The organism is Streptomyces sp. NPDC060002 (assembly GCF_042737245.1).
In the GTDB taxonomy this organism is placed as follows: Bacteria; Actinomycetota; Actinomycetes; order Streptomycetales; family Streptomycetaceae; genus Streptomyces.
Genome location: NZ_JBHWUW010000022.1, coordinates 16,698 through 36,354, shown reverse-complemented (window position 1 = coordinate 36,354; position 19,657 = coordinate 16,698). Strand labels below are relative to the sequence as shown.

Sequence of the window (19,657 nt, the reverse complement as noted above, 5' to 3'; positions counted from 1 at the left end):
GTTGGCGACGGCCTGAGGCGCGCGCCGGCATCCACCCGGGTCAGGCGTTGTTCAGATACGCCAGGACGGCCAGCACTCGCCGGTGGCCGCTGTCGCTCGGGGGGAGACCCAGTTTCAGGAACACGTTGCCGATGTGCTTGCTGACGGACCGTTCGGTGATGACGAGGATGTCGGCGATGGTCGTGTTGTCGCGGCCCTCGGCCATGAGCTTCAGCACCTCGCGCTCACGCGGTGTGAGCGAGTCCAGCGGCGAGTCGCGGCGGCGGGACATCAGCTCCGTGACGACCTCGGGGTCGAGCGCCGTACCGCCGGAGGCGACCCGCTCCAGGGCGTCGAGGAACTCGTCCACCCGGCCCACGCGGTCCTTCAGCAGATAGCCGACCCCGCTCGCGCCCCCGCCCAGCAGCTCGGCGGCGTAGGACTCCTCGACATACTGGGAGAGCACCAGCACCGGCAGGCCGGGAATCTTCTCGCGGGCCTCCAGCGCGGCCCGCAGCCCCTCGTCGCGGAAGCCCGGCGGCATCCGTACGTCGAGCACCGCCACGTCCGGCCGGTGCCGAAGGAGCGCCGGAAGGACCTCGGGGCCGGAGCCGACGACGGCCACCACCTCGTGTCCTGCCGATGTCAGCAGCAGGACCAGGCCCTCCCTCAGCAGGGCGTTGTCCTCGGCCATCACGACTCTCATGCCACCTCGACTCCCGTCACGGCGTCAGCGCCGCTTACAGCGCCTTGATCGCCTCGGTGGTCGCACGAGCCAGCGCGCCCAGGTAGCCCTTGGGCAGCTTCGGGCTGCGGATCACCACCGAACGCCAGTAAAGCGGACCCGAGATCAGATCGAGCGCCAGCTCCTCGTTCAGCCCCTCGCGGACCTCGCCGCGCTGCTCCGCGGCGGCCACGATCTTCAGGGCGACCTCCTCCTGCCCCTGCTTCAGCGCCTTCTGCAAGGCCTCGGCGATCTCCGGGTTGCGGGCCGCCTCGGCCTGGAGGTCGGGGATGATCTGCGAGGCCACCGGATGCCGCAGGGCCCGGGAGCTCACCTCGTAGAGCATGCGCAGGTCGCCCTCCAGGCTGCCCGTCTCCGGGGCCGGCAGCCCCTGCACGGCGATCACCGAGACGATGTCGAGGACCAGGTGCAGCTTGGAGCGCCAGCGCCGGTACACCGCCGTCTTGCCCACCCCGGCGCGCCGGGCGATGCCCTCGATGGACATCCGCGCGTAGCCGACGGTCGCGAGCTCCTCGAACACGGCGGCCCGGATGGCCTCCGTCACATCCTCGCGGAGCACGGCCGCGCCCGCGGGGGCCCGGCGGCGCGGGCGCACCGGGGGTCCATCGGCGTTCGTCGCGTTCGTCGTCATGCCCACCAGCATAGGGCGTTACGACGAAACGGTTGCGTTCCGACGATGAATCGGCCTACTCTCACGTTGCGACGATACGGTCCCGTTCCGACGTAAGAAAACGTAAAGAAAAGCGTAAGGAAAAACGTCGGGCGGCCACGGAAACGCCGCCGCCCGCACCCCCTTCCCCCGAGCGAAAGCAGCGGATGTGAGTCAGGTCCTCCACACACCGCCCCAGACACAGGCCGCCCCCCACGGCGACCTCGCGGCTCTGGCCGCCCGTCACGGCCTCACGGTCAGCGGCGCCCGCCCGTCCCTGCCCGAGTACATCCGCCAGCTCTGGGCGCGCCGCCACTTCATCACCGCGTTCGCCACCGCCAAGCTCACCGCCCAGTACAGCCAGGCGAAGCTGGGCCAGGTCTGGCAGGTGATGACCCCGCTGCTGAACGCGGCGGTCTACTACTTCATCTTCGGTGTCCTGCTGGAGACCAAGAAGGGCGTGGCGGACTTCATCCCGTTCCTGGTCACGGGGGTGTTCGTCTGGACGTTCACCCAGAGCTCGATCATGGCGGGCACCCGGGCCATCGGCGGCAGCATCGGTCTGGTGCGGGCCCTGCACTTCCCCCGGGCCGCCCTGCCGATCTCGTTCTGCCTCCAGCAACTCCAGCAGCTGCTCTTCTCGATGGCCGCCCTGCTGATCATCCTGTTCGCCGTGGGCGTGCCGCCGGCGCTGTCCTGGGTCCTCGTCATCCCGGCCCTGGCACTCCAGTTCGTCTTCAACGCCGGCGTCTCGATGATCCTGGCCCGGCTCGGCGCGAACACCCCGGACATCTCCCAGCTGATGCCGTTCATCCTGCGCACCTGGATGTACATCTCGGGCGTGATGTGGAGCATCGACAACCTGCTCGAGAAGCACCAGGGCATGCCCTCCTGGGTCGCCGACCTGCTGCGGGCCAACCCGGCCGCCGTCTACATCGACCTGATGCGCTTCGCGCTGATCGACAGCTTCCACGCGAGCCAGCTGCCGCCCCACGTGTGGCTGGTCGCGACCGGCTGGGCGCTGCTCGCCGGCGTCGGCGGCTTCATCTACTTCTGGAAGGCTGAGGAGACGTACGGCCGTGGCTGACAACGCAACGCGCACCGCGCCCACCGAGCCCGTCGACGAGCGGGCCCCCACCGTCATCGCGGACGGCGTCGACATCGTCTACCGGATCAACGGCACCGGCAGCGGCCGGGGCAGCGCGACGGCGGCCCTCAACCGCATCATCCGCCCCGGGCAGGCCCAGAAGGCCGCCGGCATGCGCGTGGTGCACGCCGTCAAGAACGTCACCTTCGTCGCGTACAAGGGTGAGGCGATCGGCCTCATCGGCACCAACGGTTCCGGCAAGTCGACCCTGCTCAAGGGGATCGCGGGCCTGCAGCCGGTGGAGAACGGCAAGATCTACACCGACGGCCAGCCCTCCCTCCTCGGTGTCAACGCGGCCCTGATGGGCGATCTGACCGGCGAACGCAACGTCTACCTCGGCGGGCTCGCCATGGGCATGACGCGCGAGCAGATCAAGGAGCGCTACCAGGAGATCGTCGACTTCTCCGGCATCAACGAGAAGGGCGACTTCATCTCCCTGCCGATGCGCACCTACTCGTCCGGCATGGGCTCCCGGCTGCGCTTCTCCATCGCCGCAGCCAAGGACCACGACGTACTCCTCATCGACGAGGCACTGTCTACCGGCGACGCGCGGTTCCAGGCGCGGTCGGCGGAGCGCATCCAGGAGATGCGCGCGCACGCCGGCACGGTCTTCCTGGTCAGCCACAGCAACGCCGCGATCCGCGAAACCTGCGACCGGGTGCTGTGGCTGGAGCGCGGCGAACTGCGCATGGACGGCCCGACGGAGGAGGTCCTCGAGGCGTACGAGGCGTTCACCGGGGACAAGAAGAAGAAGCCCAGGCCGAAGCCCGCCTGACGGAACAACAGACGAACAGGGGTGCCCCCGAGCCTCGACGGCTCGGGGGCACCCCTGTCTCCCGTGTGCTGACCTGCGCTCACCGGCGCTAACGGGCGCCTACGAATGCGTCCGCAGCAGCGTACGCATCGTCCGCATGGCCACCGACAGATTGGCCAGGTCGAACGTCTCCGAGCTCTGGATCTCCTCCAGCGTGGTGCGCGCCCGGCCCAGGATCGCCGCGTTCTTCTCGTCCCACGCCTCGAAGCGCTGCTCGGGCGTCGAGGTGCCGTTGCCGACGGCCAGCACGTCCGCCGTAAGCGCCGCGTGGGCCGCGTACAGGTCCTCACGGATGGAGGCGCGGGCCATGGACTGCCAGCGATCGGCACGCGGCAGCTCGATGATGCGGTCCATGAGCTGGGTGATGTGCAGACGGTCGGCGAGGTCGTAGTAGACGTCGGCGACGTCCAGCGGGTCCCGCCCCATACGGTCGGCCACCGAGACGATGTCCAGCGCCGGGAAGGCCGAGGAGAACCCGGCCACCCGGGTGGCCAGCTCGTCCGGGACGCCGGCGTCGGTCAGCTCGTCGTGGATCCGCTGCCACCACTCCAGGTCCGCGCCCCGCAGCAGCTTCGTCAGCTGCGACCACACCTGCTCGACGCGCTCCGCGAAGAAGTCGACGGTCTCGGCGAGCTGCAGCGGCTGCGGCCGGTTGTTCAGCAGCCAGCGCGTACCGCGCTCGACGAGCCGCCGCGAGTGCAGCCGGATACGCGTCTGGACGTCGGCCTCGACCCGGTTGTCGAGATCCTCCACCGCGTCCCACACCGGCGCCGAGCGGAAGATCGCCCGGGCCGCGGTCTGGGCCCGCACGATCTCCTCCAGCGAGGCGCCGGTCTCCTCCCTCAGCCGGTGCAGATACGTCGTACCGCCCGTGTTGACCGTGTCGTTGACCAGGACGGTCGTGGTGATCTCGCGGCGCAGCGGGTGACTGTCGATGCCCTCGGGGAACCGCTCGCGCAACGCCGTCGGGAAGTACGCGTGCAGCAGACCGCGCAGGTACGGGTCGTCGGGCAGCGAGGTGCGCAGCAGCTCGTCCGACACCGTGATCTTCGTGTAGGCCATCAGGACGGCCGTCTCCGGGCTGGTGAGGCCCTGGCCGGCGCCGAGACGTTCACGGATCTGCCGGTCGGTGGGCAGGAACTCCAGGGCCCGGTCCAGGTGCTTCTCCCTGACCAGGTGGCGCATGAAGCGCTGCTGGGCGTGGAGCATGTCCTTGGACTGGGCGAGGGCGTTGGCGATCGCCGTGTTCTGCGCGTAGTTGTTGCGCAGGACGAGAACGCCGACCTCGTCGGTCATCTCCGCGAGCACCTTGTTGCGCTGCTTGACGGTCATGTCGCCCTCGGTGACCAGGCCGTTCAGCAGGATCTTGATGTTCACCTCGTGGTCGGAGGTGTCCACGCCCGCGCTGTTGTCGATGGCATCCGTGTTGATCTTGCCGCCGTGCAGCGCGAACTCGATCCGGCCGAGCTGGGTCAGTCCCAGGTTGCCGCCCTCGCCGACGACCTTGACGCGCAGATCGGCGCCGTCCACCCGGATCGGGTCGTTGGCCTTGTCGCCGACGTCGGCGTTCGACTCCGCACCGGACTTCACGTACGTGCCGATGCCGCCGTTCCACAGCAGGTCCACCTGCGCCCGCAGGATCGCCTTCATCAGGTCGGCCGGGGTCAGCTTGGTGACGCCCGCCTCGATGCCCAGCGCCTCCCGGATGTGACCGTTGACCGGGATCGCCTTCGCCGCACGCGGGAAGACGCCGCCGCCGGCGGAGATCAGATCGCCGTTGTAGTCGGCCCAGCTGGAGCGGGGCAGCTCGAACAGCCGGCGGCGCTCCGCGTACGAGGTCGCCGCGTCCGGCTTCGGGTCGATGAAGATGTGCCGGTGGTCGAAGGCGGCGACCAGCCGGATGTGCTCGCTGAGCAGCATGCCGTTGCCGAACACGTCACCGGACATGTCACCGACGCCGACGACCGTGAAGTCCTCGGACTGCGTGTCCACGCCCAGCTCCCGGAAGTGCCGCTTCACGGACTCCCAGGCACCGCGGGCCGTGATGCCCATGCCCTTGTGGTCGTAACCCGCCGAGCCGCCGGAGGCGAAGGCGTCGCCGAGCCAGAAGTTGTACGACTGCGCGACCTCGTTGGCGATGTCGGAGAACGTCGCCGTGCCCTTGTCGGCGGCGACCACCAGGTAGGTGTCGTCCTCGTCGTGCCGCACGACGTCGGCCGGCGGCACGACCTCCCCGCCGACCAGGTTGTCGGTGATGTCGAGCAGCGCCGAGATGAACGTCTTGTAGCTGGCGATGCCCTCGGCCAGCCATGCGTCACGGTCCACGCCCGGGTCGGGCAGCTGCTTGGCGACGAAGCCGCCCTTGGCGCCGACCGGCACGATGACGGTGTTCTTCACCATCTGCGCCTTCACCAGACCGAGCACCTCGGTACGGAAGTCCTCACGCCGGTCGGACCAGCGCAGACCACCGCGCGCGACCTTCCCGAACCGCAGGTGCACGCCCTCGACCTGCGGTGAGTACACCCAGATCTCGAACGCGGGCCGGGGCGCCGGCAGATCCGGGATGGCCCGCGGGTCGAACTTCATGGACACGTAGTCGTGCGGCTCACCGCCCGCGCGCTCCTGGAAGAAGTTCGTCCGCAGGGTCGCCTTGATGACGGTGAGGAAGGACCGCAGGATCCGGTCCTCGTCGAGCGAGGCCACCTCGTCGAGGGCGGCGTCCAGCTCCTCGAGCAGCGCGTCGACGATCTCGTGCCCGGCACTCTGCCGGTCGGGCGACATCCGCGCCTCGAACAACGACACGAGCAGCCGGGTGGTGTGGACGTTGGTCCGGAGGGTGTCCTCCATGTAGTCCTGGCTGAACGTGGACCCGGCCTGGCGCAGGTACTTGGCGTACGCGCGCAGCACCATCGCCTGCCGCCAGTGCAGCCCGGCGCCCAGCACCAGCGCGTTGAACCCGTCGTTCTCCGCCTTGCCGGTCCAGGTCGCCGAGAACGCCTCCTGGAACCGCTCGCGCCCGTCGTCACCGAGGAAGTCCCCGCCGGGACCCGCCAGCGACTTGGGGATACGCAGCCCGAAGTCGTAGATCCAGGCGTTGCTGCGGTCCGCGCAGCGCAGTTCGTACGGCCGCTCGTCGATCACCTCGACACCGAGCCGGTTCAGGACCGGCAGCACGGCCGACAGGGAGATCGCGTCACCCTTGCGGTAGATCTTGAAGCGGCGCTCGCCCGGAGCGGCGCCCACCGGCTCGTACAGGCTGAGCGAGAAGTTCCGCTCCTCCGTGAGCCGCTCCAGATGGCAGAGGTCGGCGACGGCGGAACGCGGGCTGTGGTCGGCCTTGTAGCCCTCGGCGAAGGCGCTGTTGTAGCGCCGCAGCAGCTCCGCGGCCCGCTCCTCGCCGAGTTCGGCGTTGAGCGCCTCCTGGAAGGCGTCGGCCCAGGAACGGGCCGCCTCGACGAGCCGCGCCTCGATGCGCTCCTTGTCGGCGTCGGACAGCTCCGGCAGCTCGGTGCCCTGCGGGACACGGACGACGAAGTGCAGCCGGGACAGGATCGACTCGGTGTTCCAGGCGGTGAAGTCGACGTTCGTCCCGCCCAGCTCCTCCTTGAGGATGTCGATGATCCGCAGCCGCACGCCCGTGGTGTAGCGGTCGCGGGGCAGGTAGACGATCGCCGAGTAGTAGCGCCCGTACTCGTCCTGCCGCAGGTACAGCCGCAGCCGGCGCCGCTCCTGGAGATAGAGCACGGACGTGACGATGGACCGGAGTTCGTCCACCGGCGTCTGGAAGAGCTCGTCGCGCGGGTAGGTCTCCATGATCTGGAGCAGGTCGCGCCCGTCGTGACTGTTGGGCGAGAAGCCGGCGCCCTGCAGCACGGCAGCGACCTTGCGCCGCACGACCGGCACCCGCACCACGGACTCGGTGTAGGCGGCGGAGGAGAACAGCCCGAGGAACCGACGCTCCCCGACGACGTTCCCGTCCTTGTCGAACTTCTTCACACCGACGTAGTCGAGGTAGGAGGGCCGGTGCACGGTGGCCCGGCTGTTCGCCTTGGTCAGCACCAGCAGCTTGTGCTCACGCGCCTTGGCGCGGGCATCGGCGGGCAGCCGCTCGAAGGAGGGGCTGACGGGGTGGCTGTGGTGGCTGTCGGTGTCGGCGTGCTGCGGGTCGGAACGCAGAATGCCGAGCCCGGTCCCGGGGACGGCGGCGAGGGAGTCGTCCCCGCGCAGCTGGTACTCCCGGTAGCCGAGGAACGTGAAGTGGTCGGCGGCCAGCCAGCGCAGCAGCTCACGTGCCTCGTCGACGTCGGGCCGCGCCAGATCACCGGGGACAGGCTCCTCCTGGAGCTGATCGGCGACCCGCATCGCGGTGTCCCGCATCTTCTCCCAGTCCTCGACGGCCTCCCGCACGTCGGACAGGACGCGCACCAGGTCGGCGGTGATCTGCTTCAGGTCGGCGCGGTCGGTCTCACGGTCGATCTCGACGTGGATCCACGACTCGACATGCCCGTCGTGCGGCAGGTCCCCCGCGGCGGGCGGGGTGCTGAGCACCTCGATGAGCTTGCCGGCCACATCGCGCCGCACGACGACCTGCGGGTGGATGACGAGGTGGATCCCCCGCCCCTGCCGGGTCAGCTCATTGGTGACGGAGTCGACGAGGAACGGCATGTCGTCGGTCACGACCTCGACGACCGAGTGACTGCACGTCCACCCGTTCTCCTCGACGGTAGGGGTGTGAACCCTTACATTGGCCGTCCCCTGCGGCCGGTTCTCGGCCAGCCGGTAGTGCGAGAGCGCGGCTCCGAAGACGTCGACCGGGTCACGGCCGCTCAGGTCCTCCGGGGCGGTGTGCAGGTAGTAGCGCTGCAGGAACGCGAGGAGGGAGGCGTGGTCCGGGGTCCCCGGAGTACCGCCGCCCTCGCCCGTCGTCCCAGTCGGTAGATGCCCCCCGACCGGGCTGTTCTCAGCGACCCGCGCCGCCCTCTCGAGCAGCTCGGCCTTGGCTTCGTCCAGCTTGGTCTGCATTGTCCTCTGGCTCCTGTCGCGCGCCGTTGCGTGACGTAGAAGGAAGTACGGTCTCTTCCCCTGCGGCTCGACGCCACGGCCCGGGGTCTCCGGTCTGCTCCGACGCTATGCCGCAAGGTGAGATGAGCGGGGGGTTATCAGCCATTCTCGACACCACTCCCGGGTGTGACGCTGCTCTCCGCGCCAGGTGCATCCGAGGGGTGCACGGCGTCCTGGGGGCCCTTTCGGCCCCGTCCCGCCCGCGCCGACCAGCGTCCGCCGCCCGGCTGCGGAGATGGTCCGCACACACCGGGCGCAGGGCAGGGGCCACAACGCCCCCGCGAGCTATCGCGCTGATCACGCCACCAAGGCTATCGCCCCTCCCGGGCCTCCCGTCATGAGCCGTATGTGTACAAAACAGAGCCCCCAACTTTGCCGTTCTGCACAGAGCCAAAACGGGGTGTGACGTGGGATGGGGCGGGGGGGACGGGGGGTGTGGTGGGAGGGGACGGGGGTGTGGTGGGAGGGGACGGGGGGTGTGGTGGGAGGGGACGGGGGGTGTGGTGGGAGGGGACGGGGGGTGTGGTGGGAGGGGACGGGGGGTGTGGCGGGAGGGCTGAACCCGGCGGGCCGCGCGGCAGGGGCGACACGCGGGGGCGCCGAGAGGTACGCGGGCGCGGCCCGCAGGGGGCGCATGGGCGGGCCCCCCGGGGGGCAGAGGCGGAACCCTCTGGTGGGACGCAGTCCCCGCAGGGCACGCAGCCCCTGGTGGGGCGCAGGGGACGCAGTCCCCGGTGGGGCGCAGGGCACGCAGCCCCTGGTGGGGCGCAGGAGCGTAGCCCCTGGTGGGGCGCAGGGGCGTAGCCCCTGGGATGGGACGGGTAGGGGCGGCGGGGGCGAGAAAAGTCGACGCCGACCCCACCCCGCGGGACGCTGAAAGCGCCCTCTTGGCAAGCCCACCCCCAAGAGGCACGTTGCCCATGGCAACGCCCGCCCGAGAGGAGCCCACCCACCATGCCCGCGAAAATCCTCATCGTCACCGGCGACGCAGCGGAATCCCTGGAAGTCCTCTACCCCTACCAACGCCTGCGCGAGGAAGGCTACGAGGTCCACATCGCCGCCCCCGCCCGCAAAAAGCTCCAGTTCGTCGTCCACGACTTCGAACCCGGTTTCGACACCTACACCGAGAAGCCCGGCTACACCTGGCCCGCCGACCTCGCCTTCTCCGAGGTCGACCCCGGCCAGTACGCCGCCGTCGTCATCCCCGGCGGCCGGGCCCCCGAGTACCTCCGCAACGACCCCGAGCTCCGCAAGATCCTCAAGTCGTTCTTCGACGCAGACAAACCGGTCGCACAGATCTGCCACGGCCCCCTGCTCACCGCGGCCGCCGACGCCCTCCACGGCCGACGCGTCACGGCGTACCCGGCCCTGGAGCTCGACATGCAGTCGGCAGGCGCCACCTTCCAGGACGCCGAGGCGGTGGTCGACGGCACCCTGGTCTCCGCCCGCGCCTGGCCGGACCACCCGGCCTGGATGCGCGAGTTCCTGAAGGTGCTGCGCACCAAGGCGCCAGTGACGTGACCTGACCCACTCCACCACGCGCCACGCCACCCAACCGCAGGCCCCGACGGGTGCGGCGCCCGCAGGACGCCGCACCCGATCCGACGCTCGATGCGGCCACCCACAAACCCCTGAAACCCCTACGCAGCCGTGGCCAACCGCCCCGCGACCTCCACCGCCTCCCCCAGCGTGTCGACCACGGGCACCCCGACGCCCTCCAGGCTGGCCCGACTGTGCGACCCGCCGGTGTACAGGACGGCCCGCGCGCCCACATGCAACGCGGCCACCGCGTCATCGGCGGCATCTCCGATCACCACCGTGCGTGCCGCCTGCACCCCGGTCAGCGCCTCGAGGTGCCGCACCATGTGCTCGGCCTTGCTGCCCCCGGAGGGCCCGGTCCGCCCGTCGACCCGTACGAAATGCGGCTCGATCCCGAACCCCCGGACCAGCGGCACGAGTTCATCGTGCACATACATGCTCAGCAGGGACTGACTGTGCCCCGCCGACCGCCATCCCGCGAGCAGCTCCACGGCGCCCTCGGTGAGCCCGCACCCCACCCGGTGCTCGGCGTAGTACCGGTGGAAGACGTCGTCCATGACCTCCCACTCGGCATCGGTGGGCAGCCTTCCCATCAGCCGCTCGTAGAACTTCGGCACCGGAACGCAGTACAGCGCCCGGTACCGCTCCAGCGTGATCGGCTCCAGCCCCAGCTCGACGAATGCCGCGTTCGTCGCCCCGATGATCGCGTCGTTGTCGTGGAACAGCGTCCCGTTCCAGTCCCAGACGATGTGCGCCGCTTCCTGCTTCCCCATACCTGCAAACGTACCCGCCACCACCGACAATCAAGTGACCGGCCGAAGCGGTGGCCGATCGCCCCGAACCCACCAAACCCACCGGCCCCACCAGACCAGGCAGGCCGTCAGCCGTCAGCCGTCAGCCGTCAGCCGTCAGCCGTCAGCCGTCAGCCGACAAATAACAGCCTGCCGGGCGAACTCAGTCGCCCGACCCCACCAGAGTCGGGATCTCCTGCCTGGCGAACCACAACAGCTCATGGTCCTCGGCCCCGTCCACGACGAACTGCGCGTCGTCGTCCCCGCCGTCCGCCGCCGCTAGCGCCTCCGCCGCGGCGGTCACGTCCGCCTCCGCCTCCCCGGCGTCGACGTGCACCGCGGCCGCCTTGGCCAGCGGGACGGCACCCGTCACCCGCACCTCGCCCAGCGCCGCCGGATCGAGCCCCCGGTCGGGGTCCGCGGCGGCCGTGCGGTCGGGTACGTCGACGGCGACCACGACCCGGCGCCGCGGGGCTCCCTGATCCGCCGCGAGCAACCGCAGCGAGGCGAGCGCGGCCCTGCTGAGCGCCGCGTACTCCAGCTCCTCGATGTCGTCGGAGAGATACCACTCGCGCAGCGCGGGCGTGACGGCGTACGCGACGAGCGGCCCGGACCCCAGCTCACCCGTCTTGTGCGCCTCGGCGAGGGCGGGGAGGGTCAGGGGGACGTAGACGCGCATGGCTGGCCGCTCTTTCGTGGTCGCAGGCTCGGACTCGGTGTTCCGGGGAGGGACGGTTCCGCGTCTCCCCGAGGGCCTTCAGGATACGTGCGGCCGTCCCCTTTCGGGCCCCTGCCCACACCCTCACCGGCGTCAACCCAGGCCGCCCGATTCACCCGGCCCACCCCCGCAGCGCCGGTCCCCCACCACCCACCACCACCCCTGATAGGTGAACTTTCCCCGCCCCCGCCACGGACGCCCCGCTTCCTTGCCGTCACGGTCCGCGACCCCGTACAAGATCCGCAACGGCAAGTTACCGACTGGTAGAGCCGAGCCCACCGAACGGGGATTCCCATGAACAAGGTCATGACGCGGACGCAGCACCACCCCGGCGCCCGCCCTCCCGGCCGCCGCGACACCCGCCGCCCCGCGGCCGCCCCACCCCGCACCCCGAGCGGCGGCGCCCCTCGCACGGCACCCGCAGGCGGCCGCCCACCCGGTCCCCCCGGCACCGACTCCCCGACCCGCACCCGCCCCGCCGACGGCCGCCCCTCGACCCCCCGGTCCCTCACCCGCCACTCGACGGCCCGCCCCAGCACCGGCACCGGCACGAGCACCGGCGCCCCCGCCGATGCCAACGCCCCCGCCGGCTCCCCGTCCGTCCCCGCCCAGACCCCCCGCCGCCCCGTCTCCCAGCCTCGCCCCACAGACCTCTTCGCCGACCGCCTCCTCGCGGTCCTGACCGGCCGGCGCCCCGTGCACTTCATGCTCCGGCACACCCTCGGCCACGCCTACGACGACCTGGCCGACCTCGCCGAACGCGGCCCCCTGCGCACCACCCACGGCGCCCGTCCCGTCGTCCGGGACATCGGCTATTACGTCCCCCGCCCCGGCGCCATCGAGGCCTTCGCCCGCATCGGCGCCGGCGATCGCGTACGGGCGATGGCCTTCCGTCTGGAACTCGGCACCGACCACCGCTGGCGCTGCACCGCGGTGGAACTCGACGGCACCCGCAGGCCCCACCCCCAGGACGACTGAGCCGCCCTGGAACCGCCGAACAGCAAAGGGCCGGGTCACCCGAAGGTGACCCGGCCCTCAAAGCCGCCAAGAAGCCCACAGCGCCGTCACGGCACACGCCGCATCCGTCACGGCACACGCCGCATCCGTACGCCACGCATCACACGTCACGCCCGGCGCACAGCGGGCAGACGGCGCCGCAGGCAGCCGCGCCCTACTTCTTACGGCGCCGCCCGGCCTTCGCCTGCTTGCGGCGCTCCGCGCGCGTGAGGCCATCGGCCTCGGAGCGCACCGGCTCGTCCTCGTCATTGTCGAAGTCGCCCTCGATCGTGCCGCCCTCGCCGTCCACCGTCGGAGCCGAGAAGTGCAGCTGACGACGCTGCGGAGCGTCCAGCCCCTTCGCCCGGATCTCCGGACGCGAACCCGCCTGCGCCGGCACCACGTCCTGCTTCTCCATGTCGACCGGCGCGGCGTCCTCCACCGGGACCTCCTCGACCTGCTGCTCGACCTGGACCTCCAGGTTGAACAGGTAGCCGACGGACTCCTCCTTGATGCCGTCCATCATCGCGGAGAACATGTCGAAGCCCTCGCGCTGGTACTCGACCAGCGGGTCCTTCTGCGCCATCGCGCGCAGGCCGATGCCCTCCTGGAGGTAGTCCATCTCGTAGAGGTGCTCGCGCCACTTGCGGTCCAGGACCGACAGCACGACCCGTCGCTCCAGCTCACGCATGATCTCGGAACCGAGCTGAGACTCACGCGACTCGTACTGGTCGCGGATGTCGTCCTTGATGGACTCGGAGATGAACTCGGCGGTCAGACCGGCCCGGTCACCGGCCGCCTCCTCCAGCTCCTCGACGGTGACCTTCACCGGGTAGAGCTGCTTGAAGGCGCCCCACAGCCGGTCCAGGTCCCAGTCCTCCGGGAAGCCCTCGGCGGTCTCCGCGCCGACGTACGCGTCGATCGTGTCGTCCATGAAGTGGTGGATCTGCTCCTGCAGGTCCTCACCCTCCAGAACGCGGCGCCGCTCACCGTAGATGACCTCACGCTGACGGTTGAGCACCTCGTCGTACTTCAGGACGTTCTTACGCGTCTCGAAGTTCTGCTGCTCCACCTGCGACTGCGCGGACGCGATCGCACGCGTGACCATCTTGTTCTCGATCGGCACGTCGTCCGGCACGTTCGCCATCGACATCACGCGCTCGACCATCTGCGCCTTGAACAGCCGCATCAGGTCGTCGCCCAGCGACAGGTAGAAACGGGACTCGCCCGGGTCGCCCTGACGGCCGGAACGACCGCGCAGCTGGTTGTCGATACGACGCGACTCGTGCCGCTCGGTACCCAGCACGTAGAGGCCGCCCAGCTCCTTGACCTCGTTGAACTCGGCCTTGACCGCCTGCTCGGCGTTCTCCAGGGCGGCGGGCAGCGCGGCGGCCCACTCCTCGATGTGCTCCTCGGGGTCGAGGCCGCGCTGACGCAGCTCCGCCTCCGCGAGGTCGTCGGGGTTGCCGCCGAGCTTGATGTCGGTACCACGGCCGGCCATGTTGGTCGCGACCGTCACAGCACCCTTGCGGCCGGCCTGGGCGACGATCGACGCCTCACGCTCGTGGTGCTTGGCGTTCAGCACCTCGTGCTGCACGCCCCGCTTGGAGAGCTGCTGCGACAGGTACTCGGACTTCTCGACCGACGTCGTACCGACGAGGATCGGCTGGCCCTTCTCGTGCTTCTCGGCGATGTCGTCGACGACCGCCTCGAACTTCGCGACCTCGGTGCGGTAGATCAGGTCGGACTGGTCCTTGCGGACCATCGGCCTGTTCGTCGGGATCGGGACCACGCCGAGCTTGTAGATCTGGTGGAACTCGGCGGCCTCGGTCATCGCCGTACCGGTCATGCCGCAGAGGCCCGGCTGCTCCTTGTCGTCATGGTCGTGGCGCTTGTAGAGGCGGAAGAAGTTCTGAAGGGTGATCGTGGCGAGCGTCTGGTTCTCGTCCTTGATGTCCACCCCTTCCTTCGCCTCGATCGCCTGGTGCATGCCCTCGTTGTAGCGGCGGCCGGCGAGGATACGGCCCGTGTGCTCGTCGACGATCATGACTTCGCCGTCCATGACGACGTAGTCCTTGTCCTTCTTGAAGAGCTCCTTCGCCTTGATGGCGTTGTTCAGGTAGCCCACCAGAGGGGTGTTCACCGACTCGTAGAGGTTGTCGATGCCCAGCCAGTCCTCGACCTTGCTGACACCGGTCTCGTGAATGGCGACCGTGCGCTTCTTCTCGTCGACCTCGTAGTCGCCGGTCTCCTCGAGGCCCTTGAGCGGGTTGCCGGCCTCGCCCTTCTTCAGGCGCGTCACCAGCTTCGCGAAGTCGCCGTACCACTTGGTGGCCTGGTCGGCCGGACCGGAGATGATCAGCGGCGTACGCGCCTCGTCGACCAGGATGGAGTCGACCTCGTCGACGATGGCGAAGTTGTGGCCGCGCTGGACCAGCTCGTCCTGCGCCCACGCCATGTTGTCGCGCAGGTAGTCGAAGCCGAACTCGTTGTTCGTGCCGTACGTGATGTCGCACGCGTACATCTCGCGGCGCTGCGCCGGCGTCATGTTGGCGAGGATGCAGCCGACTTCCAGGCCCAGGAACTTGTGGACACGACCCATCATCTCGGAGTCGCGCTCGGCCAGGTAGTCGTTGACCGTGATCAGGTGGACGCCCTTGCCGGACACCGCGTTCAGATACGCCGGCAGCGTGCCGACGAGCGTCTTGCCCTCACCGGTCTTCATCTCCGCCACATAGCCGAGGTGCAGGGCGGCACCACCCATGATCTGCACGTCGTAGTGACGCTGGCCGAGGACGCGCTTGGCGGCCTCGCGCACGGTGGCGAAGGCCTCGGGCAGCAGGTCGTCCAAGCTCTCACCGTCGGCATACCGCTGCTTGTACTCATCGGTCAGGGCCCGCAGCTCGGCGTCGGAGAGGTCGACGAAGTCCTCTTCGATGGAGTTGACCTGGTCCGCGATGCGGTGCAGCTTGCGCAGGATCTTGCCTTCGCCTGCACGCATGATCTTCGAGAGGACGGACACGGGGGTTGGTCTCCTTGCCGGTCGGGCCTGGGACGGTCGGTTTCCAGTGGACTTGCTGAGCAACGGCCATCGTATGCGAGGACCCCGCCACCCCGGGAGGCCTGCCGCCACGAGGACCACACGCTGCTGCGCACCTGCTCCAAAATCTTCTTCAAAGAGGACAACGGCCGGGCGCCGCCGATGGTGCCGCGCCCGCCGGACGAATTGCGCGAATTGTGATCACGCGCTCACACACGGCAAAAAAGATGGCGCCGCCGGGACACCCCGCGCAGAATCGGCCGATGGAGCCCGAGCCCGTCACCCTCACCACCCCCCGCCTCGTCCTGCGCCCCCTCGACCCGCGGGACACCGACGCCGTGTACACCGCCGCCCAGGACCCCGACATCCAGCGCTGGACCACGATCCCCTCCCCCTACCTCCCCGAGCACGCCCGAAGCTTCACCGAACTGCTCGCCCCCGAAGGCTGGACGAGCGGCTCCATGTTCACCTTCGGCGTCTTCCTCCCCGACGGAGCCCTCACCGGCGTCCTCAGCCTCACCATGCGCTCCCCGGGCACGGCCGAGGTCGGCTTCTGGGCGGCCAGGGAACACCGCGGCCACGGCTACATCACCGAGGCCACCCTCACCGCGGCCCGCTGGGCCTTCACCACGCTCCCCGTCGACCGCGTCGAATGGCGGGCCGAGCTCGGCAACACCGCATCCCGCGCGGTAGCCGAGAACGCCGGCTTCACCCTGGAAGGCACCCTGCGCTCGGCCATCGCCAACAAGGGTGTACGACGCGACTGCTGGCTGGCCTCCCTGCTCCCGTCGGACCTGGGACTCCCGTCCACTGCGCCGTACGTCCCAGCACGTTCCGGCGACACGACCAGCCCGTCCGGCGTTTGAGGCCGAGGCCCGTCCAGAGCCGAATCGGGGGCCGGGAGCGGCAGCCACCGGGGACGGGAAGGGATAGGGGCGGCGGAGGCGAGAAACCCCCCGCGCGCCCACCCCCGCTGCCCACCTCCACCCCCAAACCCCCAGCTCACCCCGCACTGTCAGTCCCACCCCCTATCGTGCGAGCCATGACCACCCCGCGCCCCGACACCGCGCTCTCGGCAGACGAAGCCCGCCGCATCGCCCTGCGCGCGCAAGGCTTCCTCGGCACACCCGACCGCAAGGCCGGCGTCCGCGGCGTCCTCCGTCACCTCGGCGCGGTCCAGCTCGACACCATCTCGGTCCTGGCCCGCTCCCACGAGCTGATCCCCTACGCCCGCCTGGGAGCGGTAGGCCGCAGGACGATCGAGGACGCGTACTGGAAGCCCGAGTCGGCGGGCACGCCGGCGGCGCGACCGCACGCCTTCGAGTACTGGTCCCACGCCGCCTGCATCCTCCCCATCGAGGAGTGGCCCCACTTCGCCTTCCGCCGCCGCGCCTACCGGGCCCGCCCGCACTGGAACCACGCGCTCCCGGACGGCACGTACGAGCAGGTCGTCAAGCAGCTCCGCACCGAAGGCCCCCTCACCGCAACCGAGTTGGGCGGAGCGAAGAAGACCAGCGAGTGGTGGGACTGGTCCGGAACCAAGGTCGCCGTGGAACGCGCGCTGATGTACGGCGAGGTGGTCTGCGTGGAGCGCCGCGGCTGGAAGCGCGTCTACGACCTCGCCGAACGCGCCGTACCCGCCGACCTGCTGCACGACGAGCTGGACGACACCGAGTGCCTGCGCCGCCTCGTCCGCCTGGCCGGCCAGTCGCTCGGCGTGGGCACGCGCGCGGACATCGCCGACTACCACCGTCTCAAGGGCGACCAGGTCGACACCGTGATCGCCGACTCGGGCCTGGTCCCGGTCACGGTCGAAGGCTGGGGCAAGCCCGCCTGGGCCGACCCGTCGGCCCTGGAAACGCCCCCGCGCGGCCGCCACCGCACCACGCTCCTGTCCCCCTTCGACTCCCTGATCTGGGAACGGGCGCGCACCGAGCGGATCTTCGGCTTCACCCACCGCCTGGAGGCCTACGTCCCCAAGCCGAAGCGGATCCACGGCTACTTCGCGATGCCGGTCCTGGCCGGCGGCCGGCTCGTCGGCCGTGTGGACCCGGCCCGTGAGGGCCGCACCCTGATCGCCAGGCAGGTCACCCTGGACGGCCCGAAGGCGGTCCCGGCGGTGGCCCAGGCCCTGCTGGAGGCGGCGACCTGGGTGGACTGCACGGACGTACGCGTGGAGCGTGTGGACGCCCCGGACCTGCGCGAGCCCCTCACCAGAGAACTCACCCGCGCTCTGGCCTGACCCGGGTCCGAGCCGGGCTCAGCCCCGGCTCGACGGACCACCCGGCTCACCCGGCTCGACGGACCACCCGGCTCGACGGACCAGCCGGATCACCGGATCACCGGATCTCGAGAATCTTCTCCCGCATCGCGTACACGACCGCCTCCATCCTGGAGTGCAGCTGAAGCTTCTCCAGGATGTTGCGCACATGGTTCTTCACGGTGTTCTCGGAGATGAACAACTCCTTGGCGATGTCACGGTTGTTCATCCCCGTGGCGACCAGCTTGAGCACCTCCAGCTCCCGGTCCGTCAGCCGCGGCGCGGGGACGAGGCGACGCTCGTCGGTCCGCTGGATCATCGACTTGAACTCGGTGAGCAGCTTCGACGCCATGGAGGGGCTGATCTGCGACTGCCCGTCGGCGACCGCGCGGATCGCGGTGGCGACCTCGTCCGTGGAGATCTCCTTGAGGAGATAGCCGGTCGCGCCGGCCTTGATCGCCTCGTAGAGGTCCGCCTCCTCGTCACTGATCGTCAACATGATGATCTTCGCGCTGGGAGCCACCTCCTTGATGGAGGTGCACGCCTCGATACCGCCGCGCTTGGGCATCCGTACGTCCATCAGCACGATGTCCGGCAGCAGGTCGGCCGCCTTGTCCACGGCCTCGGCGCCGTCACCGGCCTCGCCGACGACCTGGATGTCCTCCTCGGCCGCGAGCACGATCTCCAGTCCGCGGCGGAACAAGGCGTGGTCGTCCACGACAAGGACTCTGATCGGCTCCTTGCGTGAGGTGCCCCCGTCCGGGCCCATGCCGACGACGCCGTCGTCGGCATCGTCGTCCCGCATCGGTCCGAAGCTGTCCGCCATCGTTCCTCCCCCTGAAGGCTGTGGCCCGTGATCCTGTGCCGTCGCCAACCCAAGGCAGCGGCCCACCGGTTGAGCCGCCCTGGCCATGATTCCATGCCCGGACGACAACGCGATGACAGAGCGGTGCCCCAAGGGGTCGCACACGGGTGCCCCTGGGGGCGCACACAGCGCTCCAGGGGCACACCGCTCAGCTGTCACCGGGCAGCGTCAGCCGCCCAACGTGCCGCCCGCCTCGGGCGCGTGCGCCTGGGCCACCATCGGGTCGGTGTCGAGGTAGATCACGCCGTAGTCGTAGGCGTGACGCCGGTAGACGACGCTGGGCTGCTTGGTCTCGGAGTCGACGAACAGGTAAAAGTCGTGTCCGACCAGTTCCATCTCGTAGAGGGCCTGGTCGAGGGTCATCGGAGCGGCGACGTGGGTCTTCTCGCGCACCACGAGGGGGCCGTCGCCCTGCACCTCAAGCGAGCCGATCCGCTTGGTCGGCACGCTGTCCGGCTCACCGGCGGGGACGGGACGGCCGTTGCCGTTGAGCGTCGCCACACCCGGGACGTAGTCGGAAACCTCCGCCGCGGAGATCCTGCGGGCGCCGCGGCGCGTGTAACGCTTGTCGTGCTGCTTGCGCAGCTGGGCATCGAGCTTCTCCGCCGCCAGGTCGAGTGCCGCGTACGGGTCGCTGGCCGCCGCCTCCGCCCGGATCACAGGGCCGCGGGAGTGGAGCGTGATCTCCACTCGGTCGCACCGGTCGGCCTGTCGGGGGTTGGGCTCCTTGGACACCTCCACGTCGAGGCTGATCACCTTGCCGTCGAGCTTCTGGATCTTCTCCAGGTTCAGCTTGTCGGCCACGTGCTTGCGGAACCGCTCGGGCACCTCGGTCTTACGGCCCTTGACGACGATGTCCACGCAGAACTCCGTTCCCGGATCACTCCGCTTCGGTGCGGAGCGTCTCCCTTTTGCACCAGGCTCCGGCGAGCACCGGAACCTCGGACTCGGTGACTTCCACCTCCTCCTCCCCCATGGGCGAGATCTACACCCCAGGTGCTGCGGAAGATTACGAAGACCGCAGCACAGCATTCGGATATGAGAGGTGTGGCC

14 protein-coding genes are annotated in these 19,657 nt (G+C 69.8%); 6 read left to right on the top strand and 8 right to left on the bottom strand.

From position 1 onward, the window contains the following. Positions 1 to 40: 40 nt before the first annotated feature. Entirely contained in the window at positions 41 to 685 is a 645-nt protein-coding gene (locus ACFWBD_RS20585) for a LuxR C-terminal-related transcriptional regulator (protein ID WP_385668431.1), read from the bottom strand. A 34-nt stretch (positions 686 to 719) separates the two neighbouring features. Then, positions 720 to 1,367: a TetR/AcrR family transcriptional regulator gene (locus ACFWBD_RS20580; protein ID WP_385668428.1), complete on the bottom strand. Its 648-nt coding sequence runs from the start codon at positions 1,365 to 1,367 to the stop codon at positions 720 to 722. 175 nt (positions 1,368 to 1,542) lie between these two features. Between ACFWBD_RS20580 and ACFWBD_RS20575 the strand changes: the two genes are divergently transcribed. Both ACFWBD_RS20575 and ACFWBD_RS20570 read left to right on the top strand, forming a co-directional pair. Next, on the top strand, positions 1,543 to 2,460 hold the full coding sequence (locus ACFWBD_RS20575) for an ABC transporter permease (RefSeq protein WP_385668425.1): 918 nt from the start codon (positions 1,543 to 1,545) through the stop codon (positions 2,458 to 2,460). After that, positions 2,453 to 3,295, top strand: coding sequence for an ABC transporter ATP-binding protein (locus tag ACFWBD_RS20570; protein WP_385668422.1), 843 nt, complete (start codon positions 2,453 to 2,455; stop codon positions 3,293 to 3,295). Before ACFWBD_RS20575 ends, ACFWBD_RS20570 begins: the two co-directional genes overlap by 8 nt. A gap of 99 nt (positions 3,296 to 3,394) precedes the next feature. Here the strand turns inward: ACFWBD_RS20570 and ACFWBD_RS20565 are convergent, their stop codons facing one another. Then, complete coding sequence (locus ACFWBD_RS20565; RefSeq protein ID WP_385668419.1) at positions 3,395 to 8,356, bottom strand: NAD-glutamate dehydrogenase; 4,962 nt, start codon at positions 8,354 to 8,356, stop codon at positions 3,395 to 3,397. A gap of 993 nt (positions 8,357 to 9,349) precedes the next feature. On the opposite strand from ACFWBD_RS20565, the gene ACFWBD_RS20560 reads away from it, so the two are divergent. Continuing rightward, positions 9,350 to 9,916 carry a DJ-1/PfpI family protein gene (locus tag ACFWBD_RS20560; protein WP_385668416.1) on the top strand — a complete coding sequence of 189 codons (567 nt, stop codon included), beginning with the start codon at positions 9,350 to 9,352 and terminating at the stop codon, positions 9,914 to 9,916. Positions 9,917 to 10,035: 119 nt separating this feature from the next. On the opposite strand, the gene ACFWBD_RS20555 is transcribed toward ACFWBD_RS20560, so the two are convergent. Next, positions 10,036 to 10,707 (bottom strand): HAD family hydrolase, encoded by a 672-nt coding sequence (locus tag ACFWBD_RS20555; RefSeq protein WP_385668413.1) that lies wholly within the window; start codon positions 10,705 to 10,707, stop codon positions 10,036 to 10,038. Between the two features lie 181 nt (positions 10,708 to 10,888). After that, a complete protein-coding gene (locus ACFWBD_RS20550; RefSeq protein ID WP_385668410.1) occupies positions 10,889 to 11,404 on the bottom strand; it encodes a DUF6912 family protein in 516 nt (171 codons plus the stop codon). A 333-nt stretch (positions 11,405 to 11,737) separates the two neighbouring features. Here ACFWBD_RS20550 and ACFWBD_RS20545 point away from each other — a divergent pair, with 333 nt between their 5' ends. Further along, positions 11,738 to 12,421, top strand: coding sequence for an Rv3235 family protein (locus ACFWBD_RS20545; RefSeq protein WP_385668407.1), 684 nt, complete (start codon positions 11,738 to 11,740; stop codon positions 12,419 to 12,421). Positions 12,422 to 12,614: 193 nt separating this feature from the next. Here the strand turns inward: ACFWBD_RS20545 and secA are convergent, their stop codons facing one another. Next, entirely contained in the window at positions 12,615 to 15,461 is a 2,847-nt protein-coding gene (gene secA / locus ACFWBD_RS20540) for a preprotein translocase subunit SecA (protein ID WP_385668404.1), read from the bottom strand. 281 nt (positions 15,462 to 15,742) lie between these two features. Here secA and ACFWBD_RS20535 point away from each other — a divergent pair, with 281 nt between their 5' ends. After that, the gene (locus ACFWBD_RS20535) at positions 15,743 to 16,345 is read left to right on the top strand and encodes a GNAT family N-acetyltransferase (RefSeq protein ID WP_385668401.1); all 603 of its coding nucleotides are present in this window, start codon (positions 15,743 to 15,745) and stop codon (positions 16,343 to 16,345) included. Between the two features lie 176 nt (positions 16,346 to 16,521). Then, a complete protein-coding gene (locus ACFWBD_RS20530; RefSeq protein WP_385668398.1) occupies positions 16,522 to 17,721 on the top strand; it encodes a winged helix-turn-helix domain-containing protein in 1,200 nt (399 codons plus the stop codon). Positions 17,722 to 17,818: 97 nt separating this feature from the next. Here the strand turns inward: ACFWBD_RS20530 and ACFWBD_RS20525 are convergent, their stop codons facing one another. Together ACFWBD_RS20525 and hpf are read right to left on the bottom strand one after the other, a co-directional pair. After that, on the bottom strand, positions 17,819 to 18,565 hold the full coding sequence (locus ACFWBD_RS20525; RefSeq protein WP_020133042.1) for a response regulator transcription factor: 747 nt from the start codon (positions 18,563 to 18,565) through the stop codon (positions 17,819 to 17,821). A gap of 207 nt (positions 18,566 to 18,772) precedes the next feature. Next, entirely contained in the window at positions 18,773 to 19,465 is a 693-nt protein-coding gene (gene hpf / locus ACFWBD_RS20520) for a ribosome hibernation-promoting factor, HPF/YfiA family (protein ID WP_385668395.1), read from the bottom strand. Positions 19,466 to 19,657 lie beyond the last annotated feature (192 nt).

Coding starts and splice junctions, on each gene's coding strand:
- ACFWBD_RS20585 (WP_385668431.1), bottom strand. CDS start 685: ATGAGAGTCGTGATGGCCGAGGACAACGCCCTGCTGAGGGAGGGCCTG.
- ACFWBD_RS20580 (WP_385668428.1), bottom strand. CDS start 1,367: ATGCTGGTGGGCATGACGACGAACGCGACGAACGCCGATGGACCCCCG.
- ACFWBD_RS20565 (WP_385668419.1), bottom strand. CDS start 8,356: ATGCAGACCAAGCTGGACGAAGCCAAGGCCGAGCTGCTCGAGAGGGCG.
- ACFWBD_RS20560 (WP_385668416.1), top strand. CDS start 9,350: ATGCCCGCGAAAATCCTCATCGTCACCGGCGACGCAGCGGAATCCCTG.
- ACFWBD_RS20555 (WP_385668413.1), bottom strand. CDS start 10,707: ATGGGGAAGCAGGAAGCGGCGCACATCGTCTGGGACTGGAACGGGACG.
- ACFWBD_RS20550 (WP_385668410.1), bottom strand. CDS start 11,404: ATGCGCGTCTACGTCCCCCTGACCCTCCCCGCCCTCGCCGAGGCGCAC.
- ACFWBD_RS20545 (WP_385668407.1), top strand. CDS start 11,738: ATGAACAAGGTCATGACGCGGACGCAGCACCACCCCGGCGCCCGCCCT.
- ACFWBD_RS20535 (WP_385668401.1), top strand. CDS start 15,743: ATGGAGCCCGAGCCCGTCACCCTCACCACCCCCCGCCTCGTCCTGCGC.
- ACFWBD_RS20530 (WP_385668398.1), top strand. CDS start 16,522: ATGACCACCCCGCGCCCCGACACCGCGCTCTCGGCAGACGAAGCCCGC.
- ACFWBD_RS20525 (WP_020133042.1), bottom strand. CDS start 18,565: ATGGCGGACAGCTTCGGACCGATGCGGGACGACGATGCCGACGACGGC.